This is a genomic window from Dyella flagellata (genome assembly GCF_030160275.1).
Lineage (GTDB): Bacteria > Pseudomonadota > Gammaproteobacteria > Xanthomonadales > Rhodanobacteraceae > Dyella_B > Dyella_B flagellata.
The window spans coordinates 1-23,927 of the sequence record NZ_BSOA01000015.1 but is presented as its reverse complement, the minus strand read 5'-3'; the positions used below and the strand labels follow the sequence as shown (position 1 = coordinate 23,927).

At 62.2% G+C, this 23,927-nt stretch carries 27 protein-coding genes, 1 tRNA gene and 1 pseudogene; 13 read left to right on the top strand and 16 right to left on the bottom strand.

Annotated elements, in window-relative coordinates:
* Positions 1-180 precede the first annotated feature (180 nt).
* From tsaC to purD, 3 genes are all read left to right on the top strand, one after another.
* A complete protein-coding gene (tsaC, locus tag QQJ96_RS09005; RefSeq protein ID WP_284331653.1) occupies positions 181-753 on the top strand; it encodes an L-threonylcarbamoyladenylate synthase type 1 TsaC in 573 nt (190 codons plus the stop codon).
* A 143-nt stretch (positions 754-896) separates the two neighbouring features.
* Positions 897-2,267: an AMP-binding protein gene (locus QQJ96_RS09000; RefSeq protein WP_284331652.1), complete on the top strand. Its 1,371-nt coding sequence runs from the start codon at positions 897-899 to the stop codon at positions 2,265-2,267.
* A gap of 123 nt (positions 2,268-2,390) precedes the next feature.
* Positions 2,391-3,674 (top strand): phosphoribosylamine--glycine ligase, encoded by a 1,284-nt coding sequence (gene purD, locus QQJ96_RS08995; protein WP_284331651.1) that lies wholly within the window; start codon positions 2,391-2,393, stop codon positions 3,672-3,674.
* An 82-nt stretch (positions 3,675-3,756) separates the two neighbouring features.
* On the opposite strand, the gene QQJ96_RS08990 is transcribed toward purD, so the two are convergent.
* From QQJ96_RS08990 to QQJ96_RS08980, 3 genes are read right to left on the bottom strand one after another with little or no spacing between them, the layout of a single operon-like run.
* Positions 3,757-4,176 carry a GFA family protein gene (locus QQJ96_RS08990; RefSeq protein WP_284331650.1) on the bottom strand — a complete coding sequence of 140 codons (420 nt, stop codon included), beginning with the start codon at positions 4,174-4,176 and terminating at the stop codon, positions 3,757-3,759.
* A 48-nt stretch (positions 4,177-4,224) separates the two neighbouring features.
* On the bottom strand, positions 4,225-4,596 hold the full coding sequence (locus QQJ96_RS08985) for a DUF2784 domain-containing protein (protein WP_284331649.1): 372 nt from the start codon (positions 4,594-4,596) through the stop codon (positions 4,225-4,227).
* 6 nt (positions 4,597-4,602) lie between these two features.
* Positions 4,603-5,034 carry a DUF6326 family protein gene (locus QQJ96_RS08980; protein WP_284331648.1) on the bottom strand — a complete coding sequence of 144 codons (432 nt, stop codon included), beginning with the start codon at positions 5,032-5,034 and terminating at the stop codon, positions 4,603-4,605.
* Positions 5,035-5,228: 194 nt separating this feature from the next.
* Between QQJ96_RS08980 and QQJ96_RS08975 the strand changes: the two genes are divergently transcribed.
* Entirely contained in the window at positions 5,229-7,106 is a 1,878-nt protein-coding gene (locus QQJ96_RS08975) for an MFS transporter (RefSeq protein WP_284331647.1), read from the top strand.
* Positions 7,107-7,244: 138 nt separating this feature from the next.
* Here QQJ96_RS08975 and QQJ96_RS08970 read toward each other — a convergent pair whose 3' ends face one another.
* The 8 genes from QQJ96_RS08970 to QQJ96_RS08935 all read right to left on the bottom strand — a co-directional run bounded on the left by QQJ96_RS08970 (position 7,245) and on the right by QQJ96_RS08935 (position 12,442).
* Positions 7,245-8,114, bottom strand: coding sequence for a regulatory signaling modulator protein AmpE (locus QQJ96_RS08970; RefSeq protein ID WP_284331646.1), 870 nt, complete (start codon positions 8,112-8,114; stop codon positions 7,245-7,247).
* Positions 8,115-8,230: 116 nt separating this feature from the next.
* Positions 8,231-9,184, bottom strand: a complete 954-nt coding sequence (gene nudC, locus QQJ96_RS08965) for an NAD(+) diphosphatase (protein ID WP_284331645.1) — start codon at positions 9,182-9,184, stop codon at positions 8,231-8,233.
* Between the two features lie 19 nt (positions 9,185-9,203).
* Positions 9,204-9,572 (bottom strand): iron-sulfur cluster insertion protein ErpA, encoded by a 369-nt coding sequence (gene erpA, locus QQJ96_RS08960; protein ID WP_126684579.1) that lies wholly within the window; start codon positions 9,570-9,572, stop codon positions 9,204-9,206.
* 83 nt (positions 9,573-9,655) lie between these two features.
* Positions 9,656-10,084: a bactofilin family protein gene (locus tag QQJ96_RS08955; protein WP_284331644.1), complete on the bottom strand. Its 429-nt coding sequence runs from the start codon at positions 10,082-10,084 to the stop codon at positions 9,656-9,658.
* Positions 10,071-10,832: a DUF6776 family protein gene (locus QQJ96_RS08950; protein WP_284331643.1), complete on the bottom strand. Its 762-nt coding sequence runs from the start codon at positions 10,830-10,832 to the stop codon at positions 10,071-10,073. Before QQJ96_RS08950 ends, QQJ96_RS08955 begins: the two co-directional genes overlap by 14 nt.
* A gap of 185 nt (positions 10,833-11,017) precedes the next feature.
* On the bottom strand, positions 11,018-11,488 hold the full coding sequence (bfr, locus tag QQJ96_RS08945; RefSeq protein ID WP_284331642.1) for a bacterioferritin: 471 nt from the start codon (positions 11,486-11,488) through the stop codon (positions 11,018-11,020).
* A 137-nt stretch (positions 11,489-11,625) separates the two neighbouring features.
* Positions 11,626-11,826 carry a (2Fe-2S)-binding protein gene (locus QQJ96_RS08940; protein ID WP_284331641.1) on the bottom strand — a complete coding sequence of 67 codons (201 nt, stop codon included), beginning with the start codon at positions 11,824-11,826 and terminating at the stop codon, positions 11,626-11,628.
* A 64-nt stretch (positions 11,827-11,890) separates the two neighbouring features.
* A complete protein-coding gene (locus tag QQJ96_RS08935; protein ID WP_284331640.1) occupies positions 11,891-12,442 on the bottom strand; it encodes an RNA pyrophosphohydrolase in 552 nt (183 codons plus the stop codon).
* Between the two features lie 185 nt (positions 12,443-12,627).
* On the opposite strand from QQJ96_RS08935, the gene QQJ96_RS08930 reads away from it, so the two are divergent.
* Together QQJ96_RS08930 and QQJ96_RS08925 are read left to right on the top strand one after the other, a co-directional pair.
* A tRNA-Met gene (locus tag QQJ96_RS08930) sits at positions 12,628-12,704 on the top strand.
* A 207-nt stretch (positions 12,705-12,911) separates the two neighbouring features.
* Positions 12,912-13,139, top strand: coding sequence for a hypothetical protein (locus QQJ96_RS08925; RefSeq protein ID WP_284331639.1), 228 nt, complete (start codon positions 12,912-12,914; stop codon positions 13,137-13,139).
* Between the two features lie 204 nt (positions 13,140-13,343).
* Here QQJ96_RS08925 and QQJ96_RS08920 read toward each other — a convergent pair.
* Positions 13,344-13,595, bottom strand: a pseudogene (locus tag QQJ96_RS08920) (transposase); the annotation flags it as partial.
* A 101-nt stretch (positions 13,596-13,696) separates the two neighbouring features.
* Here QQJ96_RS08920 and QQJ96_RS08915 point away from each other — a divergent pair.
* A complete protein-coding gene (locus QQJ96_RS08915; RefSeq protein WP_284331638.1) occupies positions 13,697-15,118 on the top strand; it encodes a phospholipase effector Tle1 domain-containing protein in 1,422 nt (473 codons plus the stop codon).
* A gap of 191 nt (positions 15,119-15,309) precedes the next feature.
* Here QQJ96_RS08915 and QQJ96_RS08910 read toward each other — a convergent pair whose 3' ends face one another.
* Positions 15,310-15,516, bottom strand: a complete 207-nt coding sequence (locus QQJ96_RS08910) for a hypothetical protein (RefSeq protein ID WP_284331637.1) — start codon at positions 15,514-15,516, stop codon at positions 15,310-15,312.
* A gap of 32 nt (positions 15,517-15,548) precedes the next feature.
* Between QQJ96_RS08910 and QQJ96_RS08905 the strand changes: the two genes are divergently transcribed.
* Together QQJ96_RS08905 and QQJ96_RS08900 are read left to right on the top strand one after the other, a co-directional pair.
* Positions 15,549-15,770: a hypothetical protein gene (locus tag QQJ96_RS08905; RefSeq protein WP_284331636.1), complete on the top strand. Its 222-nt coding sequence runs from the start codon at positions 15,549-15,551 to the stop codon at positions 15,768-15,770.
* Positions 15,771-16,120: 350 nt separating this feature from the next.
* The gene (locus QQJ96_RS08900) at positions 16,121-16,693 is read left to right on the top strand and encodes a pYEATS domain-containing protein (RefSeq protein ID WP_284331635.1); all 573 of its coding nucleotides are present in this window, start codon (positions 16,121-16,123) and stop codon (positions 16,691-16,693) included.
* 134 nt (positions 16,694-16,827) lie between these two features.
* Here QQJ96_RS08900 and QQJ96_RS08895 read toward each other — a convergent pair whose 3' ends face one another.
* From QQJ96_RS08895 to QQJ96_RS08885, 3 genes are all read right to left on the bottom strand, one after another.
* Positions 16,828-16,989 (bottom strand): hypothetical protein, encoded by a 162-nt coding sequence (locus QQJ96_RS08895; RefSeq protein WP_284331634.1) that lies wholly within the window; start codon positions 16,987-16,989, stop codon positions 16,828-16,830.
* Positions 16,990-17,113: 124 nt separating this feature from the next.
* Positions 17,114-17,284, bottom strand: a complete 171-nt coding sequence (locus QQJ96_RS08890; protein WP_284331633.1) for a hypothetical protein — start codon at positions 17,282-17,284, stop codon at positions 17,114-17,116.
* A 278-nt stretch (positions 17,285-17,562) separates the two neighbouring features.
* Positions 17,563-18,090, bottom strand: coding sequence for a hypothetical protein (locus QQJ96_RS08885; RefSeq protein ID WP_284331632.1), 528 nt, complete (start codon positions 18,088-18,090; stop codon positions 17,563-17,565).
* A 453-nt stretch (positions 18,091-18,543) separates the two neighbouring features.
* Here QQJ96_RS08885 and QQJ96_RS08880 point away from each other — a divergent pair, with 453 nt between their 5' ends.
* From QQJ96_RS08880 to gnd, 4 genes are all read left to right on the top strand, one after another.
* A complete protein-coding gene (locus QQJ96_RS08880) occupies positions 18,544-19,137 on the top strand; it encodes an HAD family hydrolase (RefSeq protein ID WP_284331631.1) in 594 nt (197 codons plus the stop codon).
* Between the two features lie 175 nt (positions 19,138-19,312).
* Complete coding sequence (tal, locus tag QQJ96_RS08875; protein ID WP_284331630.1) at positions 19,313-20,386, top strand: transaldolase; 1,074 nt, start codon at positions 19,313-19,315, stop codon at positions 20,384-20,386.
* Positions 20,383-22,698: a glucose-6-phosphate isomerase gene (gene pgi, locus QQJ96_RS08870; RefSeq protein WP_345782702.1), complete on the top strand. Its 2,316-nt coding sequence runs from the start codon at positions 20,383-20,385 to the stop codon at positions 22,696-22,698. The genes tal and pgi overlap by 4 nt, the downstream gene beginning before the upstream one ends.
* Positions 22,695-23,738, top strand: a complete 1,044-nt coding sequence (gene gnd, locus QQJ96_RS08860) for a phosphogluconate dehydrogenase (NAD(+)-dependent, decarboxylating) (protein WP_284331629.1) — start codon at positions 22,695-22,697, stop codon at positions 23,736-23,738. Before pgi ends, gnd begins: the two co-directional genes overlap by 4 nt.
* Positions 23,739-23,927 lie beyond the last annotated feature (189 nt).

The following is a 23,927-nucleotide window of genomic DNA, read 5'->3' as shown; positions in this document are numbered from 1 at the left end:
CTGTATGCGCGCCTCGCAGCGACCCAGCGTCTAGACAGACGGCCAGTCTGCCTTCGCCACTGGGTCGCTGCGAGGCGCGCATACAGTGCGGTGACGGGTACGTGGAATAGATCAGAGCATCCTTAAACCTCGCGCGATCTACTCCCTCCCCTGCTTGCAGGGGAGGGGATGAGACATGACATGCCCAAGCATTACGCCCTCACTGAGCTTGCCGATGCCGGCAGTCTTCTCCGCAACGGCGGCGTCATCGCCTACCCCACCGAAGCAGTCTTCGGCCTCGGCTGCGACCCGTACGACCAAGCCGCGTTCGAGCGCATTTTCGCGCTCAAGCAGCGCCCGGCCACGCAGGGCGTGCTGCTGATCGCCGCCGAGTTCGCGCAAATCACCCGCTACGTCGACATGGCGAAAGTGCCGACGGACGTGCTGGCCCAAGTGCGGGCGAGCTGGCCGGGGCCGTATACCTGGGTGTTTCCACGCAGCGCCCAAGTGCCGGACTGGGTGGCGGGTGCACACGCGGGGATTGCCCTGCGGGTCACCGCACATGAGCCGGCCGCCGAGCTGTGCCGCAGCTTCGGCGGCGCCCTGGTTTCCACCAGCGCCAACCCGCACGGCCAGCCGCCAGCGCGTGACCTGGCGACGGTGACGGCCTACTTCGGCGAGGCGGTGGATGGCGTGGTGGACGCGCCCCTGGGCGGCGCCTCCCAGCCCACCACCATCCGTGACGCGTTGACAGGCGCTATCATCCGAAGCTGAATCCGATAGAACCTGGGCCTTGGCGCGGTGGGCGCCGATTCAGCCGCCTGGGCGAGGATTAGGGGCAAATCCCAAGCACCGCCAGCCACCGACCGACCTGGCCGGTCCAGGGATTTGCATGGGCGGCAACCTGGAGGCTACGTGTGGCGATCGTCTACGGCACCTATCAACGCGATGAAGCGGCGCGGCTGCTGCCCCTGCTGAAGGTAGACGATGCCAGTCGCGTGGTGGCCTTGCATGACGGCCAGGCGATCACCGCCGCGCAATTCGTCGCGCAAGTGGAGCGGGTGGCCGCGCAATTGCCCGAAGCGCCAGCCGCGGTGAACCTGTGCGAGGACCGCTATGCGTTTCTGGTCGCGTTCTGCGCTATCGCGCTACGCGGCCAGGCCAATCTGCTGCCGCCTTCGCGGGCGCCGCACGCGGTGGAGGAAGTGATGGCGGCGCATCCGGGCTGCCATGCAATAGGCGATCGGCCCCTGCATCCGGCGCCGCACCGTTACCACGTGCTGCCGCCGCTGCCGGTCGATGAAGCCGTCGGCGGCGAAATTTCCTGGCCGGCGATTCCCGCGCTGCAAACCGTGGCGGTGGGTTATACCTCCGGCTCCACCGGCACGCCGCGCCCCAATGCCAAGAGCTGGCGCAACTTGCACGCCAGCACGGCCGGCAACCTGGCGCTGCTGCAGCAGGTGGTGGGCGAGCGGTTTTCGGTGGTGGCGACGGTGCCACCGCAGCACATCTACGGCGTGGAAATGTCGATCCTGCTGCCGCTGCTGGGCGAGGTGCAGGTGCATTCCGGCCGCCCGTTCTTCCCGGCCGACATCGCCAGCGCCCTGGAAGAGATGCCGTCGCCGCGCGTGCTGGTCACCACGCCCGTGCATCTGCGCGCGCTGATCGCCTCCGGTGTGAGCTTGCCCAGCCTGTCGGCGATGCTCTCGGCCACTGCGCCGATGCCGCCGGAGCTGGCGGCGGAAGCCGAGCAGCGCTTCCATGCGCCCTTGCTGGAAGTGTTCGGCTCCACCGAAACCTGCGCGTTCGCATCGCGGCGCATGACGGTCGACAGCCGCTGGTCGCTGTATCACGGCGTGCACCTCCACCCACAGCCGGATGGCACCCAGATCGAAGCGCCGCAACTGGATGCGCCCGCCGTCCTGGCGGACATCGTGAGCCTGCACGACGAAGGCCGCCGCTTCGAGTTGCGCGGACGCCACGCCGACCTGCTGGAAATCGCCGGCAAGCGTGCCTCACTGGGTGATCTCACCCGCCGGCTGTTGAGCATTCCGGGCGTGGAAGATGGCGTGGTGTTCCAGTTGGACGATGCCGACGCCATTGGCGTGCGGCGGATCGCGGCGTTGGTGGTGGCGCCCACGCTCGACGAGCACGGCATCCTCGATGTCCTGCGCGAGTCGATCGATCCGGTGTTCCTGCCGCGCCCGTTACGGCGGGTGGAAAGCCTGCCGCGCAATGAAACCGGCAAGCTGCCGCGAGCGGCGTTGCTGGCGGTGCTGCACGCCTGACCCTCGCGGGGGCGCGTAGGCCGGGATGATAATCCCGGCTTTCATGCCGATTGCAGATGCTGGGATGGCCATCCCAGCCTACAATGCGCGTTCTTGTGTGGTTTATAGGCAGTTGGAGCAGGCATGAAGGTTCTGGTGATCGGCAACGGCGGCCGCGAGCATGCGCTGGCGTGGAAACTCAAGCAGTCGCGGCGCGTGGGCGAAGTGATCGTGGCCCCCGGCAATGCCGGCACGGCGCGTGAGCACGGCGTGCGCAATGCCGACGTGGCCGTGACCGATATCGAAGGCTTGCTGAAGCTGGCCAAGGCCGAGAAAGTCGGGCTGACCGTGGTCGGACCGGAAGTACCGCTGGTGGCCGGCGTGGTCGACAAGTTCCGCGCGGCGGGCCTGCGCATCTTCGGACCGCGCGCCATCGCCGCGCAGCTGGAAGGGTCCAAGGCGTTCGCCAAGGATTTCCTGCTCCGCCACAACATTCCTACTGCGCGCTACGCGGTGTTCACCGAACTCAACAAAGCCTTGGCGTACGTGCGTGAACACGGCGCGCCCATTGTCATCAAGGCCGATGGCCTGGCTGCCGGCAAGGGTGTGGTAGTGGCGCTCACTCTCGCCGATGCCGAACTCGCACTGCACGAGATGCTCGGCGGCCACGCCTTCGGCGATGCTTCCGCGCGCGTGGTGATCGAGGAATTCCTGGACGGCGAGGAAGCCAGCTACATCGTCATGAGCGATGGCTCGCACGCTTTGCCGATGGCCAGCAGCCAGGACCACAAGCGCCGCGACGACAACGACCTCGGCCCCAACACCGGCGGCATGGGCGCGTATTCGCCGGCGCCGGTGGTTACGCCGGAAGTGGAAAAACGCATTCTCAAGGAAGTGATCGAGCCGACGCTGCGCGGCATGGCCACCGAAGGCGCGCCGTTCATCGGCTTCCTCTACGCCGGCCTGATGATCGACAAGCACGGCGCCCCCAAGGTGATCGAGTTCAACGTGCGCTTTGGCGATCCGGAAACGCAGCCGATCATGCTGCGCCTGAAATCGGACTTCGTCGACCTGATCGAAGCGGCGCTGGATGGCGAACTCAATCGCACGCACGTGCAATGGGATGCGCGTCCCTCGATCGGCGTTGTTTTGGCAGCCGGCGGTTATCCGGCCAAGGTGAAGACCGGCGACGTGATCGAGGGCTTGGATGCCGATTTCGGCGCCGAGGCGAAGGTTTTCCACGCCGGCACCAAGCTCGATGCGCAGGGCCGGGTGATCACGGCCGGCGGTCGCGTGCTGACCGTCTGCGCACTGGGCAAGGACATCGCGGCGGCGCGCGAGCGCGCGTACGAAAGCATCAAGAAGATTCACTTCGATGGCGCGTTCTGCCGCAAGGACATTGCGCACCGCGCGTTGCATCGCGGATAAGGGCGGGGCATCGTAGGCTGGGATGCAAATCCCAGCCTTGCCATGCTTGCAACACCAGCGCTGCTGGCATTGTCTTCCCAGCCTACAGAAACGTGACGTTGGCGATCCAGTTGCGCTTGCGCCGCGCCAGGCGATCCTCAAGGTTTTCACCATCGAGGTTCGACGATGAGCGTTGCAGCAGGGAATCATCGACATTTTCGAACGTATTCACGTTCACCACGGCGTAGTCCTGTCCGTCGATCGAGCTGGTGACCAAGGGCACCACACCGCACAGCTTGCAGATGTGGAAGTCCGCCGTTTCCGTGCCGAACGCATAGCGTGACCGTTGTGCCGGGTCTTTTACGCTGATCTTCAACACGCCGGCGGGATACGCCGTCCACACGCCGCCGTGCTTGGTGCAGAACGTACACGTGCAGGCGCGCACCGGAATTTGCGCGGGATCGGGCGCCCAGTCGAGCGAGTAGGTGATGTTGCCGCAATGGCAGCTTCCGGCGATCTGCATGGCATCCTCGTTGAATCGACTATCCAGCGCATAAGCATACGCCACGGCTCAGGAGCGATGCCTGGCCTGCTTGCGCAGCAGCCAGGCGTAGACCGAGACGTTCACGATCAGCACGATGGCGCCGAGCACGAATTGAATGTTGCGGGTCAGTCCATCGGGATAGATCGTGGCGGTGAGGTAATGCCCCAGGCAATCGCCCTGGTACGCGGCTACCCCGGCGCGAACACGAAAGTCGTTTTCGACTGAGGTCAGCGGACAGATCCATCCGCTGGCTTCCACCCACACTCCCCACGCCGCAGCCGGCAATTGCAGCCAGGGAATCCAGCGCCATTTCAGCGCCAACACGGCGCCTAGCGTGCAGAACAGGATGAAGCCCAGGTGCAAGCTCAATACGGCGTCGGCGGCGATCAGCCAGGGCATGAGTGGTCAAGGTGCTTCACGTTGCACATCGGCTGCCCTTGGCCACGTCCACGCGTACCAGACGATCGATCCGGTGAGGATGACTTCAATCACGCCAAGCACGATGTAGAAAACCCAGGCGCCCGGCATGGTGGCGAGCATGATCAGCGTAAAGAGCGTGCCGAACAGGATGTTCAACCAGCGGCTCAGCAGCGGCGGCAAGATCAGCGAAAGAAAGACCATGATGCCCGGGATGGCCAGCAACACGGCGGTGCCCACCAGGCTGCCTTGAGTGGTCGGACCGACCGGTCCCTGTCCCTCCAGCATGCCTTTGAGTTGTCCGGGCACGTACAAGCCGAAGTAATCGCCGTAGATATAGCAGAACATCAGGGCTGTCCACAGCGCGGAAAGCTTGAACTTCACGTGCAGTTTCAGATCGTCCAGGCGGGTGGCACGCATGCGCTGTCTCCAGGTTTGCAGACGGACGAAAGCAAGCGATGGCAGTAGCTACCGGCCAGGCATTCCGGCCCGGTCTTGCGCCATCCTCCCATGGCAAATCCGCCCAGGCATGTGTCGGGAGTCGTGCCGGCGGGATTCGATGTCGCCAGGCTTTCCGGCTACGCTAGCGGGCAGCTTCTTTGCCAAGGACCCGCATGAGCCAGTTCGCCCTGCTAGGCAGTCGACGCTTCGCGCCGTTTTTCTGGACCCAGGCGCTGGGCGCGTTCAACGATAATGCCTTTCGCAGCGCCATGGTGGCGCTGGTGTCTTACCAGCTGACGCTGCCGCAAAGCGAAATCAGCCTTTACAACAATCTGGCGCCGGCGCTGTTCATCCTGCCGTATTTCCTGTTTTCGGCTACTGCCGGGCAACTGGCGGAACGCTTCGAAAAGACGCGCATCATCCGCTACGTGAAGCTGTTCGAGATCCTCGCGATGGTGCTGGCGGCCTATGGCTTCATCGCCCATCTGCTGCCGTTGCTGCTGGTGGTGCTGTTCATGATGGGCATGCACTCGACCGTGTTCGGCCCGATCAAGTACGCGATTCTTCCGCAAGCCTTGCAACCGTCCGAGCTGGTGGGCGGCAATGGCCTGGTGGAAATGGGCACCCAGATGGCGATCCTGATCGGGTTGATCGCGGGTGTGGAGGTGATGCAGATCGCCGGCCTGGGATCGCATTTTTCCGCGGCGATGACGATCGGCATTGCGGTGGTCGGCTACCTGGCCAGCCGCCTGATTCCACCGGCGCCGGCCACGGCGCCCGACCTGAAGTTGAACTGGAATCCGCTGTCGGAGACGGCCCGGGTGCTCGGCATTACCCGGGAAAGCCGGGCGGTGTTCAACGCGATCCTGGGCATTTCCTGGTACTGGTTCTTCGGCACGCTGGTGCTTGCGCATTTGCCGATGTACGCCAAGGTGGCGCTCGGCGGTGACGCATCGGTCTACACCTGCGTGCTCGTGCTGTTTTCCGTGGGCACCGCGATCGGCGCCCTGATGTGCGAAAAGATGTCGGGTCGCCGCGTGGAGATCGGTCTGGTGCCGTTGGGCGCGTTCGGACTGACGCTCTTCGCACTGGATCTTTATCTGCGCGGGCCGGTCGCGGCCGAGGGGCAGGCGGCAAGAAACTGGTCGGCCTTCCTGCTGGCGGCAGGCAGCTGGCGCATCGTGCTGGACCTGGTGATGATCGGCGTGTTTTCCGGTGTCTATGTGGTGCCGTTGTTCGCCTTCGTACAGGCACGCACACCCAGCGATCGGCTGTCGCGCGTGATTGCCGGCAACAACATTCTCAACGCGCTGTGGATCGTGGTTGCATCTGTGTTCGGCCTGATGCTGGATCGATGGGGTCTTAGCGTGCCGCAGGTGTTCCTGGTGGCGGCGCTGCTCAACGTGCTGGTGGCGGCCTACATCTTCACCCTGGTGCCTGAATTCCTGATGCGCTTCATCACCTGGGTGCTGGTCAATACGCTGTACCGCATTCGCGTGGATGGCATGAAGCATCTGCCGGAAGAAGGACCGGCCTTGCTGGTTTGCAACCACGTGAGTTTCATGGATCCGCTGATCCTGATGGCCAACTTGCGCCGTCCCGCGCGCTTCGTGATGTACTACAAGATCTTCAAGATTCCGCTGCTGCACTTCGTGTTCAAGACGGCGAGGGCGATTCCGATCGCCGGACAGAAGGAAGATCCGGCGGTCTTGCAGCAGGCTTTCGACGCCGTGGATGCGGCGCTGGCGGACGGCGAGCTGGTGTGTATTTTCCCCGAAGGCGGCCTGACCCGGGATGGCGAGCTGGCGCCGTTCCGCTCCGGCGTGGAAAAGATCCTCGCCCGGCGTGCGGTGCCGGTGGTGCCGATGGCTTTGCGCGGCTTGTGGGGCAGCGTGTGGAGCCGGCGCGATTCGATGCTGCGGCGTGCTCGTTTGCCGCGCCGCTTCCGCGCGCGAGTGGAATTAGTGGTGGATGCGCCGCGGCCGGCCGAGGAAGTGGATGCTTCGATGCTGGAAGAGCGCGTTCGCGAGTTGCGTGGAGAGATGGCGTGACGTCGAAGATGTCACGAACGACGTCATTCCCGCGCAAGCGGGAATCCATTTTGATCTGATGCTAAAAGCGAAGATGGGTTGACTAGCATTCGCTGTTGAAAAGCGCCTCCGCGTTCGCGGGAATGACGGTTTTACGCGTCAGTGCAACCAGCTTCCCATCACGATCAGCGCCACCACGCTCAACCACGCGAGCAACGCGCGTAACAGCGCGCCGCGTAAACGGCGCAGCTCGTGCAGCGGATCGGTGCGCTCCTCGACGTAGCCATCGCCGCCTTCGATATCGGTGAGCACGTCCGCGCGTGCAGCCGCGCCGAGAAAATCGGGATTGGACAGGTACCAGCTGTTCGGCGCCGCTTGCTGATGCCAGCGGCGCCAGGCGCCGATCACGGCATCCCAATGACCTACCAGCGCAAGCGTGAACACCATCAGCTGGGCCGGCAGCCAGTCCAGCGCATTGGCAACATACCGCGCGTTGCTGCGTGCCTGGGCGTCCAGCGCCAGCGAGCTGTCATGGCCCAATTGCCGTGCCAGGCGGTAGAGCAGGGCGCCGAACGGACCAAGCAGGAAAAACCAGAACAGCACGCCGAAACGGCGGCGCAGTGCGGCGTAGGCGGTCGCTTCGCCCAGGTCGGCCGTGCGCCAAGCCACTGCTTCGCCATCGTCCGACAAGACCTGCGCGGCAGCTTCGCGGCTGCTCTGGTCGGGGGCTTTGAGGATCGTTTCCAGGTCGGCTTCGAACGCATGCGGGCCGAGCGAAAACAGCAGCACGGCCAGTCCGAAGATCAGCAGCAGCAAGTCCGCCAGTGGTAGCCGATGCAGCGCCCACATCACCAGCAAGCAGACTAATACCGGCACCAGCAGCGCAAGCGTGACGCGTCCCAGGCCGCTGGTGTCGGCCAGCTGATGCACCCAGCGCCGGAAGCCGGCATCCCCGCGCCAACATGCAAGCTGTGGCTGCAGGTGCAGCAGTCCCAGTGCGATCAACGCAGCGAGCAGGCGGATGGCCATGAACAGGATTCTCCCTTGGATGGCCATGATTGTAAGCGAGTGATGTGCCCTGCGTAGGCGGGGATGACAATCCCAGCACCTTGCCGGTCATCGAAAGCTGGGATTGTCATCCCCGCCTACTGCGCTACCAGGGCATCCAGATCCAGCCCCGCACGCTGCTGCAACCAATGCGAGAGCAACTGGTACGACACGGACAGACGGGGTGGTGTCATCAGACTGCCGTCGGCGAGTCCGTCGACGATCTGTTGCGGCGTGAACCAGCGGGCGTCTTCCAGCTCGCCGTCGCGCAGGCGGATCGTGGGAGAAAGCGCGCTGGCGGTGAAGCCGACCATCAGCGACGCCGGCATCGGCCAGGGTTGGGAGGAGTGGTAATGCGCGTCGCCCACGATCACCCCGGCTTCCTCTGCGACTTCGCGCCGCACCGCGTCTTCCAGCGCTTCGCCGGGCTCCACGAAGCCGGCCAGGGTGGAGTAGCGCCCCGGCGGCCAGCCGGCTTGGCGCCCCAGCAGGCAGGCGCCCTGGTATTCGACGATCACGATGATCGCGGCGTCGGTACGCGGAAAGTGCAAGCGACCGCAGACCTCGTTGGTGCACTGTGCACGGTGCCCGGAGGAAACGAGTCGTAGCGGCGAACCGCAGTGCGCACAGAACCGGGTTTCGCGCTGCCAGTGCGCCAGGCCCTTGGCGTAGGCAAACAGGCCCGCTTCGTCCGCGGCCAGCAGCAGCCCGGCTTCGCGCAACCCCATGCGTCGCGCACCCAGGGCCGCCTCCAGCGCATGGACGTCGTCACGCTCATCGAGCACCAGCATGAAATGCGCTTGCTCGTCGACGATGCCCATCAGGCTGCAGGATGCCTGCGCCAGCAGGCGTTCCCGTTCGCCGGCGTCCAGCCAGCGCAGGGCTTCTTGGGCCGGCTGCAGAAAAGCATCGCCAGTCGCATCCAGCAGCAAGTAGCGGGCGTCTGCCGCCGCCGCCTTGGCGGCCACCCAGTCGATGTCGTCGCGCTGCTCAGCAACGCGGTCGAGTATCAGGCTGAGTCCGGCGAAAGTGTTGAGTTTCGTCGTCGTCATCCGGACCGCCCGATGGACATCAAGTGGAGAACGAGGAGCCGCAGCCGCAAGTGGTCTTGGCGTTCGGGTTTCGAATGACGAACTGCGAACCGCTGAAGTTCTCGGTGTAGTCGATTTCCGCACCGGTGAGGTATTGCAAGGACAGCGGATCGACCAGCAGGGTGACGCCTTCGCGGGCCAGCGCGAAATCGTCTTCCGCCTGGGTTTCGTCGAAGGTGAACCCGTACTGGAAGCCCGAGCAGCCGCCGCCGGAGATGTACACACGGAGCTTCAGCTCAGGATTGCCTTCTTCCTGAATGAGTTCATGCACCTTGCGTGCGGCGGCCTCGGTGAAGATCAGGGGCGCGCCGGCTTGGCGGTAATCGGGGATGGCTACGATGGTTTCCATAGCGCGAATGTGGGGTCGTGATTCTGCGGGCTCAAGCATATCAGCTTCAGCCCGTGATCCGGCCGCTGGTCCCGCAGCCGGGTTCAGGCGGTCGCTGTCTCGGCGCGCACTTCCGGGGCGGGCAGCTCGCGGTGCGCGTGCTCCTCGCCCTGGTGTGCGATGCGGCCGTTCACCTGCGCGCCTGCAGCCATCTCCAGCGAGCTGTAGCGAACGTCGCCCACCACGCGGGCCTGCGCGGCCAGTTCCAGGCGCTCGCTGGCGTAGATGTCGCCATTCACCTGGCCGTTGATCATGGCGTGCGGCACGCGCACCTCGCCCTGCACCTGGCCGTGCTCGCTCAACGTGAACACCGCGTTCGGCCCTTCGCCCAGCACCGCGCCTTCGATGCGGCCCTCCACATGCAGCGTGCCGGTGAAACGGACATCGCCGCGAATGATGGTGCCGTGCGAAATCAGGCTGGTTTCGGCGTGCCGGGAGGATGAGGTCGGTTCGTTGCGTTTACGGCTGAGCATCGGATTCCCCTTGGGTGATCGTGACAGGGCTGGAGAGGGCGTCGCTCCAGGCGACGGCGCGGCTGATCGGGTCGCCATTCTCCGGCCGGACGGTGACATGCAGATGGGTCGGGCGAAAATCGGCGGGCAGCGCGATGGTGGTGTGCAATTGCTGGAAGTAGCGAAAGCGGAACGGGATGCCGTTCTTCTCGGCGGCGTCGCCCAGCGTGGGCCAGTCCAGCTGCACCACCTTGTTGTTGCGCAGGCCTTCCACCGTGACGATGGCGGTGCCGCTGGTGTCGTCGCCGCGCTTGACGTTCTGCGTGAGGCTGATGGTGAGGTTCCACCCCGACGAATGCAGCACTGGCTGCAGGGATACTTCCTGTACCTTCAGTCCTTCGCGTTGTGCATCGCCACCGACCAGGCGCGAGTAGAAGCCGAGGTCGGCGCGCAGGCCGCTGATTTCCTCGTCGCGCTGGGAAATGGTCTTGCGCAGCGCCTGGTTGGCGACATCGCCGACCTGTTGCGAACGTTGCACGTTGGCGACTTGCTGCTTGAGTTGTTCATTTTCGGCGGTGAGCGTATGCACTGCGCGTCGGTCCGACATGTTCGGTCCCACGCTCTTCCAAGCTCCGCCAACCAGCGCGGTGACGATCGCCACCAGCACCAGGCTGGCCAGCCACACCAATCCCAGCCACAGCATCCGGCGACGCTGGCTGGCAGCATCGTGCGGACGTACTACGTAGCGAGGTGGTGGACGGGAAGCCATGCGCGGCCCTTCCGGCAAAACGGTGGGTATAGCCCGTCCGTGATGAGACCGTCAAGGAAACGCGAGCCGCTTTGTGCGGCAGATCGCTTGCGTCCACCGCCCGGCAATAGGTTCTTAACTTATTCGCGCACACAAGCAAGCACGCAAGCGCTTGGCGCGAGTGTGCTTGCTAACGGCTGCTTGCCTTAACATTCCATCTTCGACTGCAGGTAACGCTCCGCACCGATGTCCTTCACCAGGCTGAGCTGTGTTTCCAGCCAGTCGATGTGTTCTTCTTCGGAGCTAAGGATGCTGCGGAACAGATCGCGGCTCACATAATCGGCAACGCCTTCGCTGTGCGCGATTGCGGCGCGCAGATCCTGCAGCGCCGCCAATTCCAGATCGAGATCGCACTGGACGCATTCGAGCGCGTTCTCGCCAATGCGCAGCTTGCCCAGGTGCTGGAGATTGGGCAGGCCTTCCAGGAACAGGATGCGCTCGATCAGGCTATCGGCGTGCTTCATCTCGTCGATCGATTCCTTGTACTCGTGCTCGGCGAGTTCCAGGTAACCCCAGTTCTTGTACATGCGGTAATGCAGGAAGTACTGGTTGATCGCGGTCAGTTCGTTGTAGAGCACCTTGTTGAGGAACTCGATGACCTTGGCGTCACCCTTCATGGTTGTTCTCCGTAACGGGGTCGATACGGAACTATACGAGTTCGTTGCGAAGGGCGTAGCAATGAGAACGATTCGCCATGCAAAAACGCCATCGCGCGGGGGCGATGGCGTTGGTTGAATTCACAGCAGCCTTAGGCTCAGGCGGTGACGAAGAGGGGGATGTCCAGGGTCAGCTGCTCGATCGCCTTGGTCAGCGTGGTGCGCGCCTCGGCTTCGCAGCAGCCGCAACAGTCGGAGCAGCCCGTGCGTGCCTGCAGCTCGGCGAAGCTGCGCACGCCGTCGGCGGCCGCGCGGCGGATGTCGTGATCGGTAACGGCGTTGCACAGGCAAATGTACATGCGCGCATTTCAACGCGAATGCGAATGATTGTCAACTAGAGTTCGGGCGGCCACCGCCGTCGACTCAGGCGGCCGCGCGCCGGCCTCGGCCAGGGCGGCCCTGGCCCTGGGATTGGGGCTGTGGCCCTAGCTGAAGGCTCAGCGCCGTCTCCACCAGCGGGGCGAAATGGCGCAGGGCGCGGTGATAGACGTCGCGCTTGAAGTTCACCACGTGGGCAGCCGGGTACCAGAAATCCACCCAGCGCCACAGGTCGAATTCCGGCTTGTCGCAGGCATCCAGGCAGAGCGCGTCTTCCCCGCCGACCAGCTTGAGCAGGAACCATACCTGCTTCTGGCCGATGCAGGTGGGGTGCTGGTGATGGCGGATATAGCGGTTGGGCAGCTTGTAGCGCAGCCAGCCGCGGGTGCTGGCGAGCACTTCGACGTGTTGCGGCATGAGGCCGGTTTCTTCGGCCAGTTCGCGATACATGGCCTCCAGCGGGGTTTCATCGCTGCGCATACCGCCCTGGGGGAACTGCCAACCATCCCGATGGACGCGGCGCGCCCAGAACAGCCGGCCGTCTGCGTTCAGCAGCACGATGCCAACATTCGGACGGTAGCCATCTGCGTCGATCATCCAACCTCCTCGGGGCGCGTAGCTGAAGTCTGACAGACGCTCACCACGCGCAACCCTGGATCGATTCAACCATAGCCTACGAAGTCGAGGCAAGACTGCCCCCTTGAACCGCGCGGGCAGCCCGATTAAACTGCCGCGCCCCGCCTGAATAGAAGCCGATCCGGGTCCCGGACGGCGCATCCCTTGGCTATGTAGCTCAGCCGGTTAGAGCACAGCACTCATAATGCTGGGGTCGGTGGTTCGAGTCCACCCATAGCCACCATTCCCTCCAAGCCCATCCACGGCATCGTCGCCGGCCATCGTTCGGCCGCGTGGCGCACGGCTTTTTTCTCCGCTTTTGTAGCAGCACGTACGTGCCCGAGTGACTTGGCGTTTCGCGTTTTTTAGGAATCGTCTGATTCGCGGCCAGGCTTGCCCTTGATAGCTTGCGTCACAAGTTCTTTTCCTTCCAACAAGCGTGGAGATCGTCATGGGAATTCTGGATACATTGGGCGAAGTCGCTGGCGCGGTGGCTGCTGTTGAGGCCGCCAAGAAGCTCGACCCCAACGCCGGCCTGTTGACGGAAGCCGCCGCCGCTGTGGCCGGTTTCGAAGGCGCGGGCGCGCTCGAATCGCTGGCCGCCAAGAAGAAGGCCCAGACCGATGCCGACGCTGAGTCGAGCGACGCTGATAGCCAGGCCGAAGATTCGCAGTCCTGATCGGGTCGCGGGTGCCAGCTACGCTTAATTAACAAACTTGCTGGTATAGTTATTCCATGTCGAGAGACATCAGTCCCACCGCTTAGCCGGGCCTCCCCTCCCTCCCTAAGCAGAATAAAGATGGATGACCCGAAGCCCGCAAATTCCCTTTGCGGGCTTTTTTATTGCCCTCAAGGCTCAATTCGTGGGTGGCCCCGTTTGTCACTGTAGAACGTCTGGGATGACCTCGTTCTCAAGCATCTGCTCGGCCAACAGCTTCTTTAGCCGGGTGTTCTCCGTCTCCAGCTCCTTCAGGCGCTTGGCATCCGGCACACTCATCCCACCGAACTTGCTGCGCCACAGGTAGTACGAGGCCTCGCTGAAGCCGCGCTTGCGGCACAACTCCTTGATAGGCATATCGGCATCCGCCTCACGCAGAAAGCCTATGATCTGTTCCTCGGTAAAACGCTTCTTCACGTCCAATCTCCTTCGGTTGCGGGATTGGACTCCAAACTGTCGTACTACTCAAACTTGGGGGGACGTCGCCGATACAGGAATCACTCAAAGGGACTTTTGGCATGAAAAAAAACACCCTACTTTGCCTGGCTATTTTCGCTGTAACCTCTTGCTCAACCACGCCTCGCCCAATAACACACAGAGACAAAGCTCTAATCGAAGCGGCGTCCAACAGCTTTGTCGTCTGGCAGGTGACCCAGCCAATTGGCAACCGACCTAAGGCGGTCTTAGCCGTTCTCTTTGATGGTACCAATAACGATAGGTATCACGTACCCAAAGGCGAGCGACAAACTGTCATTGCCGATATCGAGGATGAGCTTAATGCTGGCGGCCAGCTCGTAAAGCCCGCACGATACTATCCTGGCCCCGGCACAGAATCCTCCAAACTTGAGGCGGAATGGGACGCGGCATTCGGCACGACGACAGCCAGCATTGCCAGCAAGGCGTGCACAGACACGCTAAGTGATATCGAAAACATCCGCCGCGCCGCACCGACCACTGATATCAGAATTTTTGTTTCTGGGTTTTCGCGCGGAGCAGCAGCAGCCCGGCACTTTATGAATATCCTTGAAAAAGGGTGCGCACCTTTGTCAGCAGGCACGGATCCTAACGTTCATTTTTACGCTGTGCTGTTCGACACCGTAGCGACGGGTCAGCGCAATAACCTCCAACTCCAAATCCCATCGTCAGTCGACCAAGTCGTTAATTTCATATCGCTGGATGAACGTCGCATTTTCTTCTCACCCATCTTAGATGCCGGCGCAGCACCCGATCGCGTTCTTACCATCCCACTCCCTGGAGTGCATTCCGATGTTGGCATGTCGTATGGAGACGGCGTCGGCTTCGAGTACGCGCCAATAGTCCAGCGGCTCCTTTCCGAGATGGGCCTCGTGAGCACGAATCGCATTGCTATTACTGAAGACTACTTCCTCCAGGGAGAACACGATTCACGCTGGACGATCGATCGAATTCTTGGTGTCGATCCCGCCGGATCGCAAAAAGATCATGATAGAAAAAAGTACTACGTTGCTGCGACCAAACTCAGCCCGCGCCGGGAACTTGAATGGCAAGCCCGTCAAGTGGCGATGGCAGGCGATAGTCATCTCTTCGAGGCGGACAGCGAAAGATTTGAAACACCGGCCTTCGCGATCCATCGCCAAGCGGATGGTTTCCAGATATCCACAATCCCGGATGAGTACGGCCGTACCTTTTTCACTGAGCCAACACTCGTCCTCCACGATCACAGTGGATGCATTGAGTACCTAGTCGTGCATGGAGCTTGGCAGCGTATAAGCGTACCGTACAAAGTCGTGCAGCGACTCAAAAAGCAGACACCACATGAGTTAGAGGTAGGGGTGGTCTTTAACTCGAATATCTTATACACATGGTGGCTGGCGGACGATAAAGTCATTGCACGAGCCAAACCAACAATTGGCAAATGCGCCGCAAAATCCAATGACTCACGAATGCTTAAAAACTTCTGATTCAACGCCTATAGATCCACTTCCGATTTCTTCCATGGCCGTGTGATTGGGTTCGGCTTAGGGAATCGGTCGGCATGCGACATGCTCCAAGAAGCCACATCGATTCGGTCTGCCCTGTGGTGTCACTATGCCAAGAAAGACTGCATGCGCATCCGCAGCTAGTCAGCGGTCACCAGCGACCAGCGTAGCAATCATTGTGTAAATGTCGTCATACCACCATTCCATCCAAGCTTCCACGGCATCGTCGCAAGCCGCCATTCGGCCGCGTGGCGCGCAGCTTTTTTTGGGTTCTCCGCTTTTGGCGCTACACGTGCGTGCGCTAGTGATTTGGCGTTGTGCGCTGTTTTAGGAATCGTCTGATTCGCGGCCAGATTTGTGGCTGATAACGTGCGATGCATGCTTTCCCTTCCAACAAGCAGGGGAGGTCGTCATGGGAATTTTGGATACGTTGGGTGAAGTCGCTGGCGCGGTGGCGGCGGTTGAAGCCGCCAAGAAGCTCGATCCGAACGCCGGTCTGTTGATGGAAGCCGCCGCCGCTGTGGCCGGTTTCGAAGGCGCGGGTGCGCTCGAATCGCTGGCCGCGAAGAAGAAGGCCCAGACCGAGGCCGAGGCGAGCGATATCGATAACCAGCCCGATGATTCGCAGTCCTGATCGGGTCGCGGGTGCCAGCTACGCTTAATTAACAAACTTGCTGGTATAGCTATTCTATGTAGAGAGATATCAGTCCCACCGCTTAGCCGGGCCTCCCCTCCCTCCCTAAGCAGAATAAAGATGGATGACCCGAAGCCCGCAAATTCCCCTTGCGGGCTTTTTTAATTATCGGTAGGGCTCAATTCGTGGGTGGCCCCGTTTGTGCGATCCGTCAAGGCGAGCCTGTTCGTAAGCGGCCTGTTTAAGCGCAAAATCGCCTCAGGTGTGTGGCAATGTCGAGGCCTGGGCAGGCGCTTTGCTGGGCTTGCCTGGATTGAGCTATTAGACAATACGCGATACAGGATCGAAAAATGTCCGACGCGCCCGTGTCACTTCTCAATGACATCTCCAGCCTGGCGTGGCCTGCGCTGACCTGCGTTGTGCTGCTGCGGTACGGAAATCTGATCAAGCAATTGATTCAGGCGGCCGTAGGCAGAGTTCAGCAAGGCGACGAGATCAAGGTCGGGATAGTCACCATCGGGCAAGCCGTAGGAAAGCTGAAGTTGCCCTCCTCCGGCGAGATACTGACAGACGATCACGTGGCGCTGATCCATCGAAGCTGGAGGGCGCCGCATCGGGATCGTGATTTCGGAATGCCCATGTACCAGATTCATCTGATCGTGTTTGGCACCCCGGAAGCGCTAAAGCGAGTGGATTACGTCGTGTACAGGCTTGAGAAGGCTTATCCGAATCCAGTCCAGGTGGGTGGGCCGTTAGCCAGCAATTTTGAGCTAAAGGAACTTGCCAACGGTCATTCATTGATTCGTGCGGAACTTTATGTGCGAGGCCAGGCTGAGCCCGTTCGACTTTCGCGTTTCATCGACTTGACGGAACAGTCGCCGCCTCTGAAGGGTACGTATCAAACAATGGGTGCACCCGATTGAGGGCGTCTTCTGGCAGTTATCGTTGGCGGTAAAAGAAATTGCTATTGCCCCTTCCGGGAAAGAACCCCCCCCCCCGATTTCTCGGGGGCTTTTGTCTTGTTTGGGCTTAGACTCAAGCCTTGCCCACAAAATCGCTAGGCGGCTACCGATGAAAGATCCTTGGCGGCCATCTGAGCGGTCGCGCCTATTTCGGTAAAATCATTGTCGAAATGGGCGAGCACAGTCGCCGCCCACGCTTCAATGGCGAGATGGACGCGGAATCCGCGGCCATTCTTTACGCGCTGAATGATCGTCACTGTCCGCAGCAGCGGACTTGATCACGCCGCCAGCCCGAGATGACGGGGGCATTGTGTCTTGCAGGAATGGATGGTTTTGCGCGCTGGCCAGAGGACGCCAGCGACGCCGGCACCAGTTTGGTCATCAAGCCGGCTCTTGCGGGGCAACGCGGCTCTTGAACGTGACCTCGGTCTCCATATACAGGCCGGACCAGGGGTCCAGCACATATCCCTCAACAGGCTCGCTGGAGACGCGGCGGGTTTCGTTGGCCTGATCCATGTGGCTGGGCGGCAGGTCGTACATCGTGGGAGGCATACACGTTCCTCGATGGTGCGTTGCGGAAGTCCAGGCTACCGGTCGGCTTGTTCGTATCCAGTTAAAGTCGATGGCGGTTTCCGCCCACGCGAAATTCACTCTGGTTCTCGACCGTCGGCGGCTTGCGCACTACCTTGCTCGCAACGGCCACCGCGGCACTTTCCGGCTGCATGGTAAGCCCGACTACACCGCCCGCATCGGCTGGGCCAGATGCGGGAGTCCCGAGCGCGCATGTCAATGCGGGGATGCTTGGAACTCGCGCAAGCTATGCCAGAGCGTCATCGAGATGGATCGAATTCGAACGCCAAGATCGCATCATCCGTCTCGACCTTGGCGGAATCTGCGCCATCCTCGAATTGCGCTAGCGTCACCCAGGCATTGTTGGGCGCTTCGCACGCCGTCTCCCTTATGGAAGAAGGCGCTCCACGAAGGCGCATTGTGATCTTCAGGCGTTTATCACCGCCTCCATTCAATTTGCATTCGAGATTGTTTCGCAGTCCTATGCCAAAAGCATCCTCTTTCACAAATTGCAGGGCTTTGGCCTCACCGAATGTCCGCGTATCAGGACCTAGGGCGACAACATCGAGATTACTTCCCTGATCGCCCGTTGTTTCCAACATAAAGTCCGGGTCGCCATGCTGGATCACTCGTTTTACATCTCCGGAACGGACTTCGAGTGTCAAGCCCTCTGGAGGGGCAGGCACTTTAATCGTCGCGGCCGATGCCATCGTCGATAGGCCTAATGTCAACAGCGCTAAGAAATGTAGTTTCATTTGCCGATTCATAAATGGTTCCTTGGTTTGCATGGGGTGGTGCCTGCAGTAAAGCCTTGCATGCCAATGAGTCATGGCTTGAATCAGGTACTGCACGCGGCATGCGCGTAACGCCGGATGACGCAAGCGGAATTGCCGGCTTGCAGCAGTTTGTCGCCGAGTATCAATGGGAGAGAATCGGCGGACATCTTGGTAACGTGTAGGACCAGGGCTAGGAGATTTGGCTCGACAAGCCTGATCGGTTGCACCAAGGTCTCGGGTGCTCCATGGCGCGGCGGAAGCTCCGCCGCTGGCAGAATGCGAGCTGGCCTATGTGAAGCTAGGGACGGTTGGATGGGCGAAGCCATCTCGCGATGGATTCAAATCTTGTCGCAAGCCCATGCAGTCTCATCCCAGCCCCCTGCCAAGCAGGGAGAGAGTGAATCGCGACGATTCGGTAAGCATGGCCGTGGCATCATCGCGTTTCTTCTGCAAGCAAGACCGCGCATGAATCTCGCTCTGTTCGATTTCGACGGCACGATTACCCACAAGGAAACCTTCGCGCCCTTCCTCAGCTATGCCATTCCGCGCCGCAGACGTGTGCTGGGGACCGCGCTGTTTCCCCCTTTGGTGATCGGCTATCGGCTCGGGCTGGTGTCGGGCATCCACATCCGCAAAAGGCTGGTGGCGTTCGGCTTTCGCGGCTTGCACGCCGAAAACATGGTTCACGCTGGTCGGCGTTTCTCCGAAGAAGTGCTGCCGATGATCGTGCGCCCCGCGGCGCTGGAACGAATCCGCTGGCACAAGGCGCAAGGCGACAAGGTGGTGGTCGTCTCCGGCGCCTTGGATGTTTACCTCACGCCTTGGTGCAAGCGGCACGGCCTTGAGCTGCTGTGCTCGAGTCTGCATGCCGAGAACGGCGTGCTCAGCGGGCGTTATCAAGGCCTGCAATGCGTAAAGGCGGAAAAATGCCGGCGTGTGCGCGAGTTGTGCGATCCGGCAAGTTTTCCCTTGGTCTACGCCTACGGCGACACCATCGAAGATCTCGACATGCTCTCCATGGCGCAGCGCAAGTTCTACCGCTGGCAGGAGATGGTCTAGCCCGCGCCCGCGTGGACGGGTTCCGAGGGCTTGAGGTTCAGGCGTATAGTCTCAATGGTCATCAGACCGTGACATCCGCCTTGCTACCCTCCCGGCTGTTCGCCGGCACGGCTGGCAGGCCCCGCCGTTGCGGCCCGATCGAATCCCCGCCTCAATCACCTTTAGGAGTACTGCAATGGAACAACCGACCCGCACGCTCCATGGGCTCGGACAGAGTCTGTGGTTGGACAACATCACCCGTGGCATCCTGGGTGACGGCACCTTGCTCGGTTATCGCGAGCAGAAGCATGTGACCGGCCTCACCTCCAACCCGACCATCTTTGCCCAGGCCATCAAGGGCGGCAAGGATTACGACGCTTCCATTCGCGGCGCCGGGCATACCGATCCGGAAGCGGTGTTCTTCGGCCTTGCCATCGACGACCTGCGCCGCGCTGCGGCCATCTTCGAGCCGGTGTACCAGCACACGCACGGCGTGGATGGCTGGGTGTCGCTGGAAGTATCGCCCCTGCTGGCGGACGATACGCAAGGCACGATCGAGCAGGCGGTGGCGCTGCACAAGCAGGCGGCCGTGCACAACTTGTTTATCAAGGTGCCAGGCACGCCGGCCGGCGTGCCCGCGATCGAGGAACTGATCTTCCGCGGCGTGCCGATCAACGTCACGCTGTTGTTCTCGCCTGAGCAATACCAGGCCGCCGCCGAGGCATGGCTGCGTGGCCTGGAGCGCCGTCATGCGGCCGGCCTGGATCTGGACGTGGCCTCGGTCGCTTCGGTGTTCATCAGCCGCTGGGACGTGAAGGTGGCGGACAAGGTGCCAGCCGAGTTGCGCAACAAGCTGGGTTTTGCCGTGTGCGGGCAGATCTATGCCAAGTACCGCGCGCTGATCGATTCGCCGCGCGTGCAGAGCTTGCAGAATGCGGGTGCGCGCGTGCAGCGCCTGCTGTGGGCCAGCACGGGCACCAAGGACCCGAACGCCAGCGACGTGATGTACATCGAGAACCTGATCGCGCCGCTCACCGTCAACACCATGCCGGAAAAGACCTTGCTCGCGTTCTCCGATCACGGCAAGGCCGAGCGCCTGATGCCGCTGGATGATCCGGGCATCGCCGGCACGCTGGCGCAGTTCGAGACGCATGGCATCCAGGTGGAGCCGCTGGCCGGCGTGCTGCAACAGGAAGGTGCCGATTCGTTCGTCAAGTCCTGGCGCGAGCTGATCGATACCGTGAGCGAGCGCATGGGAGCGGTTGCATGAGCGCCTTGCGCGATAAGGTGGCGTGGCACAATCTGCAAGCACACAGTCAGGAACTGGCAAGGCAACACCTGCGTGATCTGTTCGCGGCCGATCCGGGCCGCGCCGATCGCTATCGGGTCGAGGCGGCCGGCTGGCGGCTCGATTACGCCCGCCATCGCATCACCGACCAAACGCTGGAGCAGCTGTTCGCACTCGCTCGCGAGTGCGGCCTGGAAGCGCGCAGGGATGCGATGTTCGCCGGCGAGAAGGTCAATACCACCGAGCAGCGCGCCGCCCTGCATATTGCCTTGCGCACCCCGGCGCGCCGGGTGATCAAAGTCGATGGCGTCAACGTGGTGCCCGAGGTGCATGCGGTGCTCAAGCGCATGCGCGAATTCGCCACCGCCATTCGCGAAGGAAGCTGGTTGGGTTTCAGCGGACGTCCGATCCGCAACATCGTCAACATCGGCATCGGCGGTTCCGACCTGGGGCCGGTGATGGCGTATGAAGCGTTGCGCCAATACAGCGACCGCAATCTGGCGGTGCGTTTCGTATCCAACGTCGACTACACCGATTTCGCCGAAGCCGTGCACGATCTGCGCCCGGAAGAAACGCTGTTCATCGTCGCCTCCAAGACCTTCACCACACTGGAGACCATGACCAACGCGCACAGCGCGCGCGATTGGCTGATGAAGGCGGCGGGAGGCGACAAGGCGGCGGTGGCGAAGCACTTCGTCGCGCTGTCCACCAATGAGAGGGCGGTGACGGAGTTCGGCATTTCCACCGAGCAGATGTACGGCTTCTGGGATTGGGTGGGCGGGCGCTATTCGATGGATTCGTCGATCGGCCTATCCACCATGATCGCGATCGGTCCGGAAGCGTTCGCCGAGCTGCTCGCCGGCTTTCACGTGATGGACGAACACTTTCGTAGCGCGCCGCTGGAACGCAACCTGCCGGCGATCATGGGGCTGCTGGGCGTGTGGTACACCGATTTCTTCGGCGCCGAAACGCAGGCGGTGCTGCCGTATGAGCAGTATCTGAAGCGCTTTCCGGCCTACCTGCAGCAGCTCACGATGGAGTCCAACGGCAAGCACGTCACCATCGCCGGCGAGCAGGTCGATTACGCTACTGGTCCCGTGTATTGGGGCGAGCCTGGTACCAATGGGCAGCATTCGTTCTACCAGCTTATTCACCAGGGCACGCGGCTGATTCCCTGCGATTTCGTCGGTTTCGGGCAATCGCTCAATCCGTACGGGCGCCATCACGACCTGCTGCTGGCGAACATGATCGCGCAGGCCGAAGCGCTAGCCATGGGTAAGACGCTGCAGCAGGTGCGGGCCGAGGGCATCGATGCGAGCCTGGCGCCGCATCGTGTGTTCGAAGGCAATCGTCCTTCCAGCCTGTTGCTGGCCGATCGCCTGACGCCGCATGCCCTGGGCGCTTTGGTCGCGCTGTACGAGCACATCGTGTTCACGCAGGCTGCGATCTGGGACATCAATCCGTTCGACCAGTGGGGCGTGGAGCTGGGCAAGCAGTTGGCGCTGCGCGTGGTGGACGACATCGAATCGCCGCGCAAGCCGCTCAATCACGACAGCGCCACCAATGCGGCGATCGCCTGGTATCGCAAGGCTCGCCGCAAGGCGGAACAAACGGCCGGCGCACCCGTTGTGCACGCGCAATCCAGGGTGCTGGTGATCGACGTTGGCGGCAGCCACGTCAAGGCGATGCTGAGCGGCAACAAGCGCGAGGCGGTGATCAAGTCCAGCCGCAAGCTGACGCCGGAGGAAATGATCAAGCAACTGCGCCCGGCTATGCGCGGCTGGAAATACGATGCGGTGAGCATCGGCTACCCCGGTCCGGTAGTACACGAGCGCATTGCGCGCGAACCGTACAACCTCGGCAAGGGCTGGGTTGGCTTCGATTTCGGCAAGGCCTTCGGCTGTCCGGTGAAGCTGATCAACGATGCGGCGATGCAGGCGCTCGGCAGCTACGAGGGGGGACGCATGCTGTTCCTCGGGCTGGGCACGGGCCTGGGTTCGGCGTTCATCGTCGACGGCATCGTCGAGCCGATGGAGCTGGCGCATCTGCCGTATCGCAAAGGCACGTTCGAAGACTACGTCGGCGCGCGCGGCCTCAAGGAGGCCGGCAAGAAGAAATGGCAGGCGCACGTGTTCGACGTGATCGGCCAGCTGCAAGCGGCGCTGGAACCGGATTACGTGGTGCTGGGCGGCGGCAATGTGCGCCATCTGGATGAGCTGCCGGACAACGCGCGGCGTGGCGACAACCTCAACGCCTTTGCGGGCGGATTCCGTTTATGGGAGCGCAGATCATGAGTGCCGGGGAAGCACGCAAGTTGCAACTTGGTTTCGTCGGACTGGGCCGCATGGGCCTGAACATGGTGCGGCGCATGCTCGAAGCGGGCATCGATTGCGTAGTGTTCGATACGCACGTCGAGGCGCGCCGTGAGGCGGCGGGTTACGGTGCGACGGCGGCGGAATCGATCCAGGACCTGGTCGCCAAGCTCGAAGGTCCGCGCGCGGTATGGCTGATGTTGCCCACGGCCGTGGTGGACGTGGTGCTCGATCAGCTGGTGCCGCTGCTCAATGCCGGCGATACGGTCATCGACGGCGGCAATTCGCATTACGTGGAAGACCTGCGCCGCGCGGAAGCGCTGGGCAAGCATCAGCTGATGTACGTGGACGTCGGCGTAAGCGGTGGCGTGTGGGGCCGCGAACGCGGCTATTGCCAGATGATCGGCGGGCCCGAACTGGCCTTCAAACGCCTGGAGCCGGCGTTTGCGGCGCTGGCGCCGGGCGTGGATGCCGCGCCGCGCAGCGAAAGCCGCAGCGGCGATCCGTCGCCGGCCGAAAAGGGCTATCTGTACTGCGGGCCAAGTGGCGCAGGGCACTTCGTGAAGATGGTCCACAACGGCATCGAGTACGGCTTGATGGCTGCCTACGCGGAAGGCCTCAATGTGCTCAAGGGGGCCAATGCCGGCAAGCTCAAGCGCACGGCCGACGCCGAGACGGCGCCGCTGGAGCGTCCGGAGCTTTATCAGTACGACTTTCCCATCGCCGACATCACCGAACTATGGCGCCGCGGCAGCGTGGTCGGTTCGTGGCTGCTCGATCTCACGGCGGCGGAAATGGCGCGCGATCCGGGTTTGCAGAGCTACACCGGCCGCGTATCCGATTCGGGCGAAGGCCGCTGGACCGCGCAAGCGGCCATAGACGAAGGCGTGCCGGTGCCAGTGCTCACTGCCGCGCTGTTCGGCCGTTTCACTTCGCAAGGCAATGATCTTTACGCCAATAAAGTCATGTCGGCGATGCGCCACGCCTTTGGTGGACATCAAGAAAAAACCGACAAGGGCTAGGGGGCCTCCGATGTATTCCTGCGCACCCGGCATGACGTCCAGAAGGCCCGCAGGGTGTGCCGCGCGGCACAGGGCAGACTGGCTGTCTGTTCAAGCCGCGGGGCACGGCCTGCGGGCCTTCTGGACGTCACCCCGTCTTTAAATAATTTAAAATGCTGGGGCCGCACTGTATGCGCGTCTGGCTGCGCC

Coding starts and splice junctions, on each gene's coding strand:
- tsaC (WP_284331653.1), top strand. CDS start 181: ATGCCCAAGCATTACGCCCTCACTGAGCTTGCCGATGCCGGCAGTCTT.
- purD (WP_284331651.1), top strand. CDS start 2,391: ATGAAGGTTCTGGTGATCGGCAACGGCGGCCGCGAGCATGCGCTGGCG.
- QQJ96_RS08990 (WP_284331650.1), bottom strand. CDS start 4,176: ATGCAGATCGCCGGAAGCTGCCATTGCGGCAACATCACCTACTCGCTC.
- QQJ96_RS08985 (WP_284331649.1), bottom strand. CDS start 4,596: ATGCCCTGGCTGATCGCCGCCGACGCCGTATTGAGCTTGCACCTGGGC.
- QQJ96_RS08980 (WP_284331648.1), bottom strand. CDS start 5,034: ATGCGTGCCACCCGCCTGGACGATCTGAAACTGCACGTGAAGTTCAAG.
- QQJ96_RS08975 (WP_284331647.1), top strand. CDS start 5,229: ATGAGCCAGTTCGCCCTGCTAGGCAGTCGACGCTTCGCGCCGTTTTTC.
- QQJ96_RS08970 (WP_284331646.1), bottom strand. CDS start 8,114: ATGGCCATCCGCCTGCTCGCTGCGTTGATCGCACTGGGACTGCTGCAC.
- nudC (WP_284331645.1), bottom strand. CDS start 9,184: ATGACGACGACGAAACTCAACACTTTCGCCGGACTCAGCCTGATACTC.
- erpA (WP_126684579.1), bottom strand. CDS start 9,572: ATGGAAACCATCGTAGCCATCCCCGATTACCGCCAAGCCGGCGCGCCC.
- QQJ96_RS08955 (WP_284331644.1), bottom strand. CDS start 10,084: ATGCTCAGCCGTAAACGCAACGAACCGACCTCATCCTCCCGGCACGCC.
- QQJ96_RS08950 (WP_284331643.1), bottom strand. CDS start 10,832: ATGGCTTCCCGTCCACCACCTCGCTACGTAGTACGTCCGCACGATGCT.
- bfr (WP_284331642.1), bottom strand. CDS start 11,488: ATGAAGGGTGACGCCAAGGTCATCGAGTTCCTCAACAAGGTGCTCTAC.
- QQJ96_RS08940 (WP_284331641.1), bottom strand. CDS start 11,826: ATGTACATTTGCCTGTGCAACGCCGTTACCGATCACGACATCCGCCGC.
- QQJ96_RS08935 (WP_284331640.1), bottom strand. CDS start 12,442: ATGATCGACGCAGATGGCTACCGTCCGAATGTTGGCATCGTGCTGCTG.
- QQJ96_RS08925 (WP_284331639.1), top strand. CDS start 12,912: ATGGGAATTCTGGATACATTGGGCGAAGTCGCTGGCGCGGTGGCTGCT.
- QQJ96_RS08915 (WP_284331638.1), top strand. CDS start 13,697: ATGAAAAAAAACACCCTACTTTGCCTGGCTATTTTCGCTGTAACCTCT.
- QQJ96_RS08910 (WP_284331637.1), bottom strand. CDS start 15,516: ATGCATCGCACGTTATCAGCCACAAATCTGGCCGCGAATCAGACGATT.
- QQJ96_RS08905 (WP_284331636.1), top strand. CDS start 15,549: ATGGGAATTTTGGATACGTTGGGTGAAGTCGCTGGCGCGGTGGCGGCG.
- QQJ96_RS08900 (WP_284331635.1), top strand. CDS start 16,121: ATGTCCGACGCGCCCGTGTCACTTCTCAATGACATCTCCAGCCTGGCG.
- QQJ96_RS08890 (WP_284331633.1), bottom strand. CDS start 17,284: ATGCCTCCCACGATGTACGACCTGCCGCCCAGCCACATGGATCAGGCC.
- QQJ96_RS08885 (WP_284331632.1), bottom strand. CDS start 18,090: ATGCAAACCAAGGAACCATTTATGAATCGGCAAATGAAACTACATTTC.
- QQJ96_RS08880 (WP_284331631.1), top strand. CDS start 18,544: ATGAATCTCGCTCTGTTCGATTTCGACGGCACGATTACCCACAAGGAA.
- tal (WP_284331630.1), top strand. CDS start 19,313: ATGGAACAACCGACCCGCACGCTCCATGGGCTCGGACAGAGTCTGTGG.
- pgi (WP_345782702.1), top strand. CDS start 20,383: ATGAGCGCCTTGCGCGATAAGGTGGCGTGGCACAATCTGCAAGCACAC.
- gnd (WP_284331629.1), top strand. CDS start 22,695: ATGAGTGCCGGGGAAGCACGCAAGTTGCAACTTGGTTTCGTCGGACTG.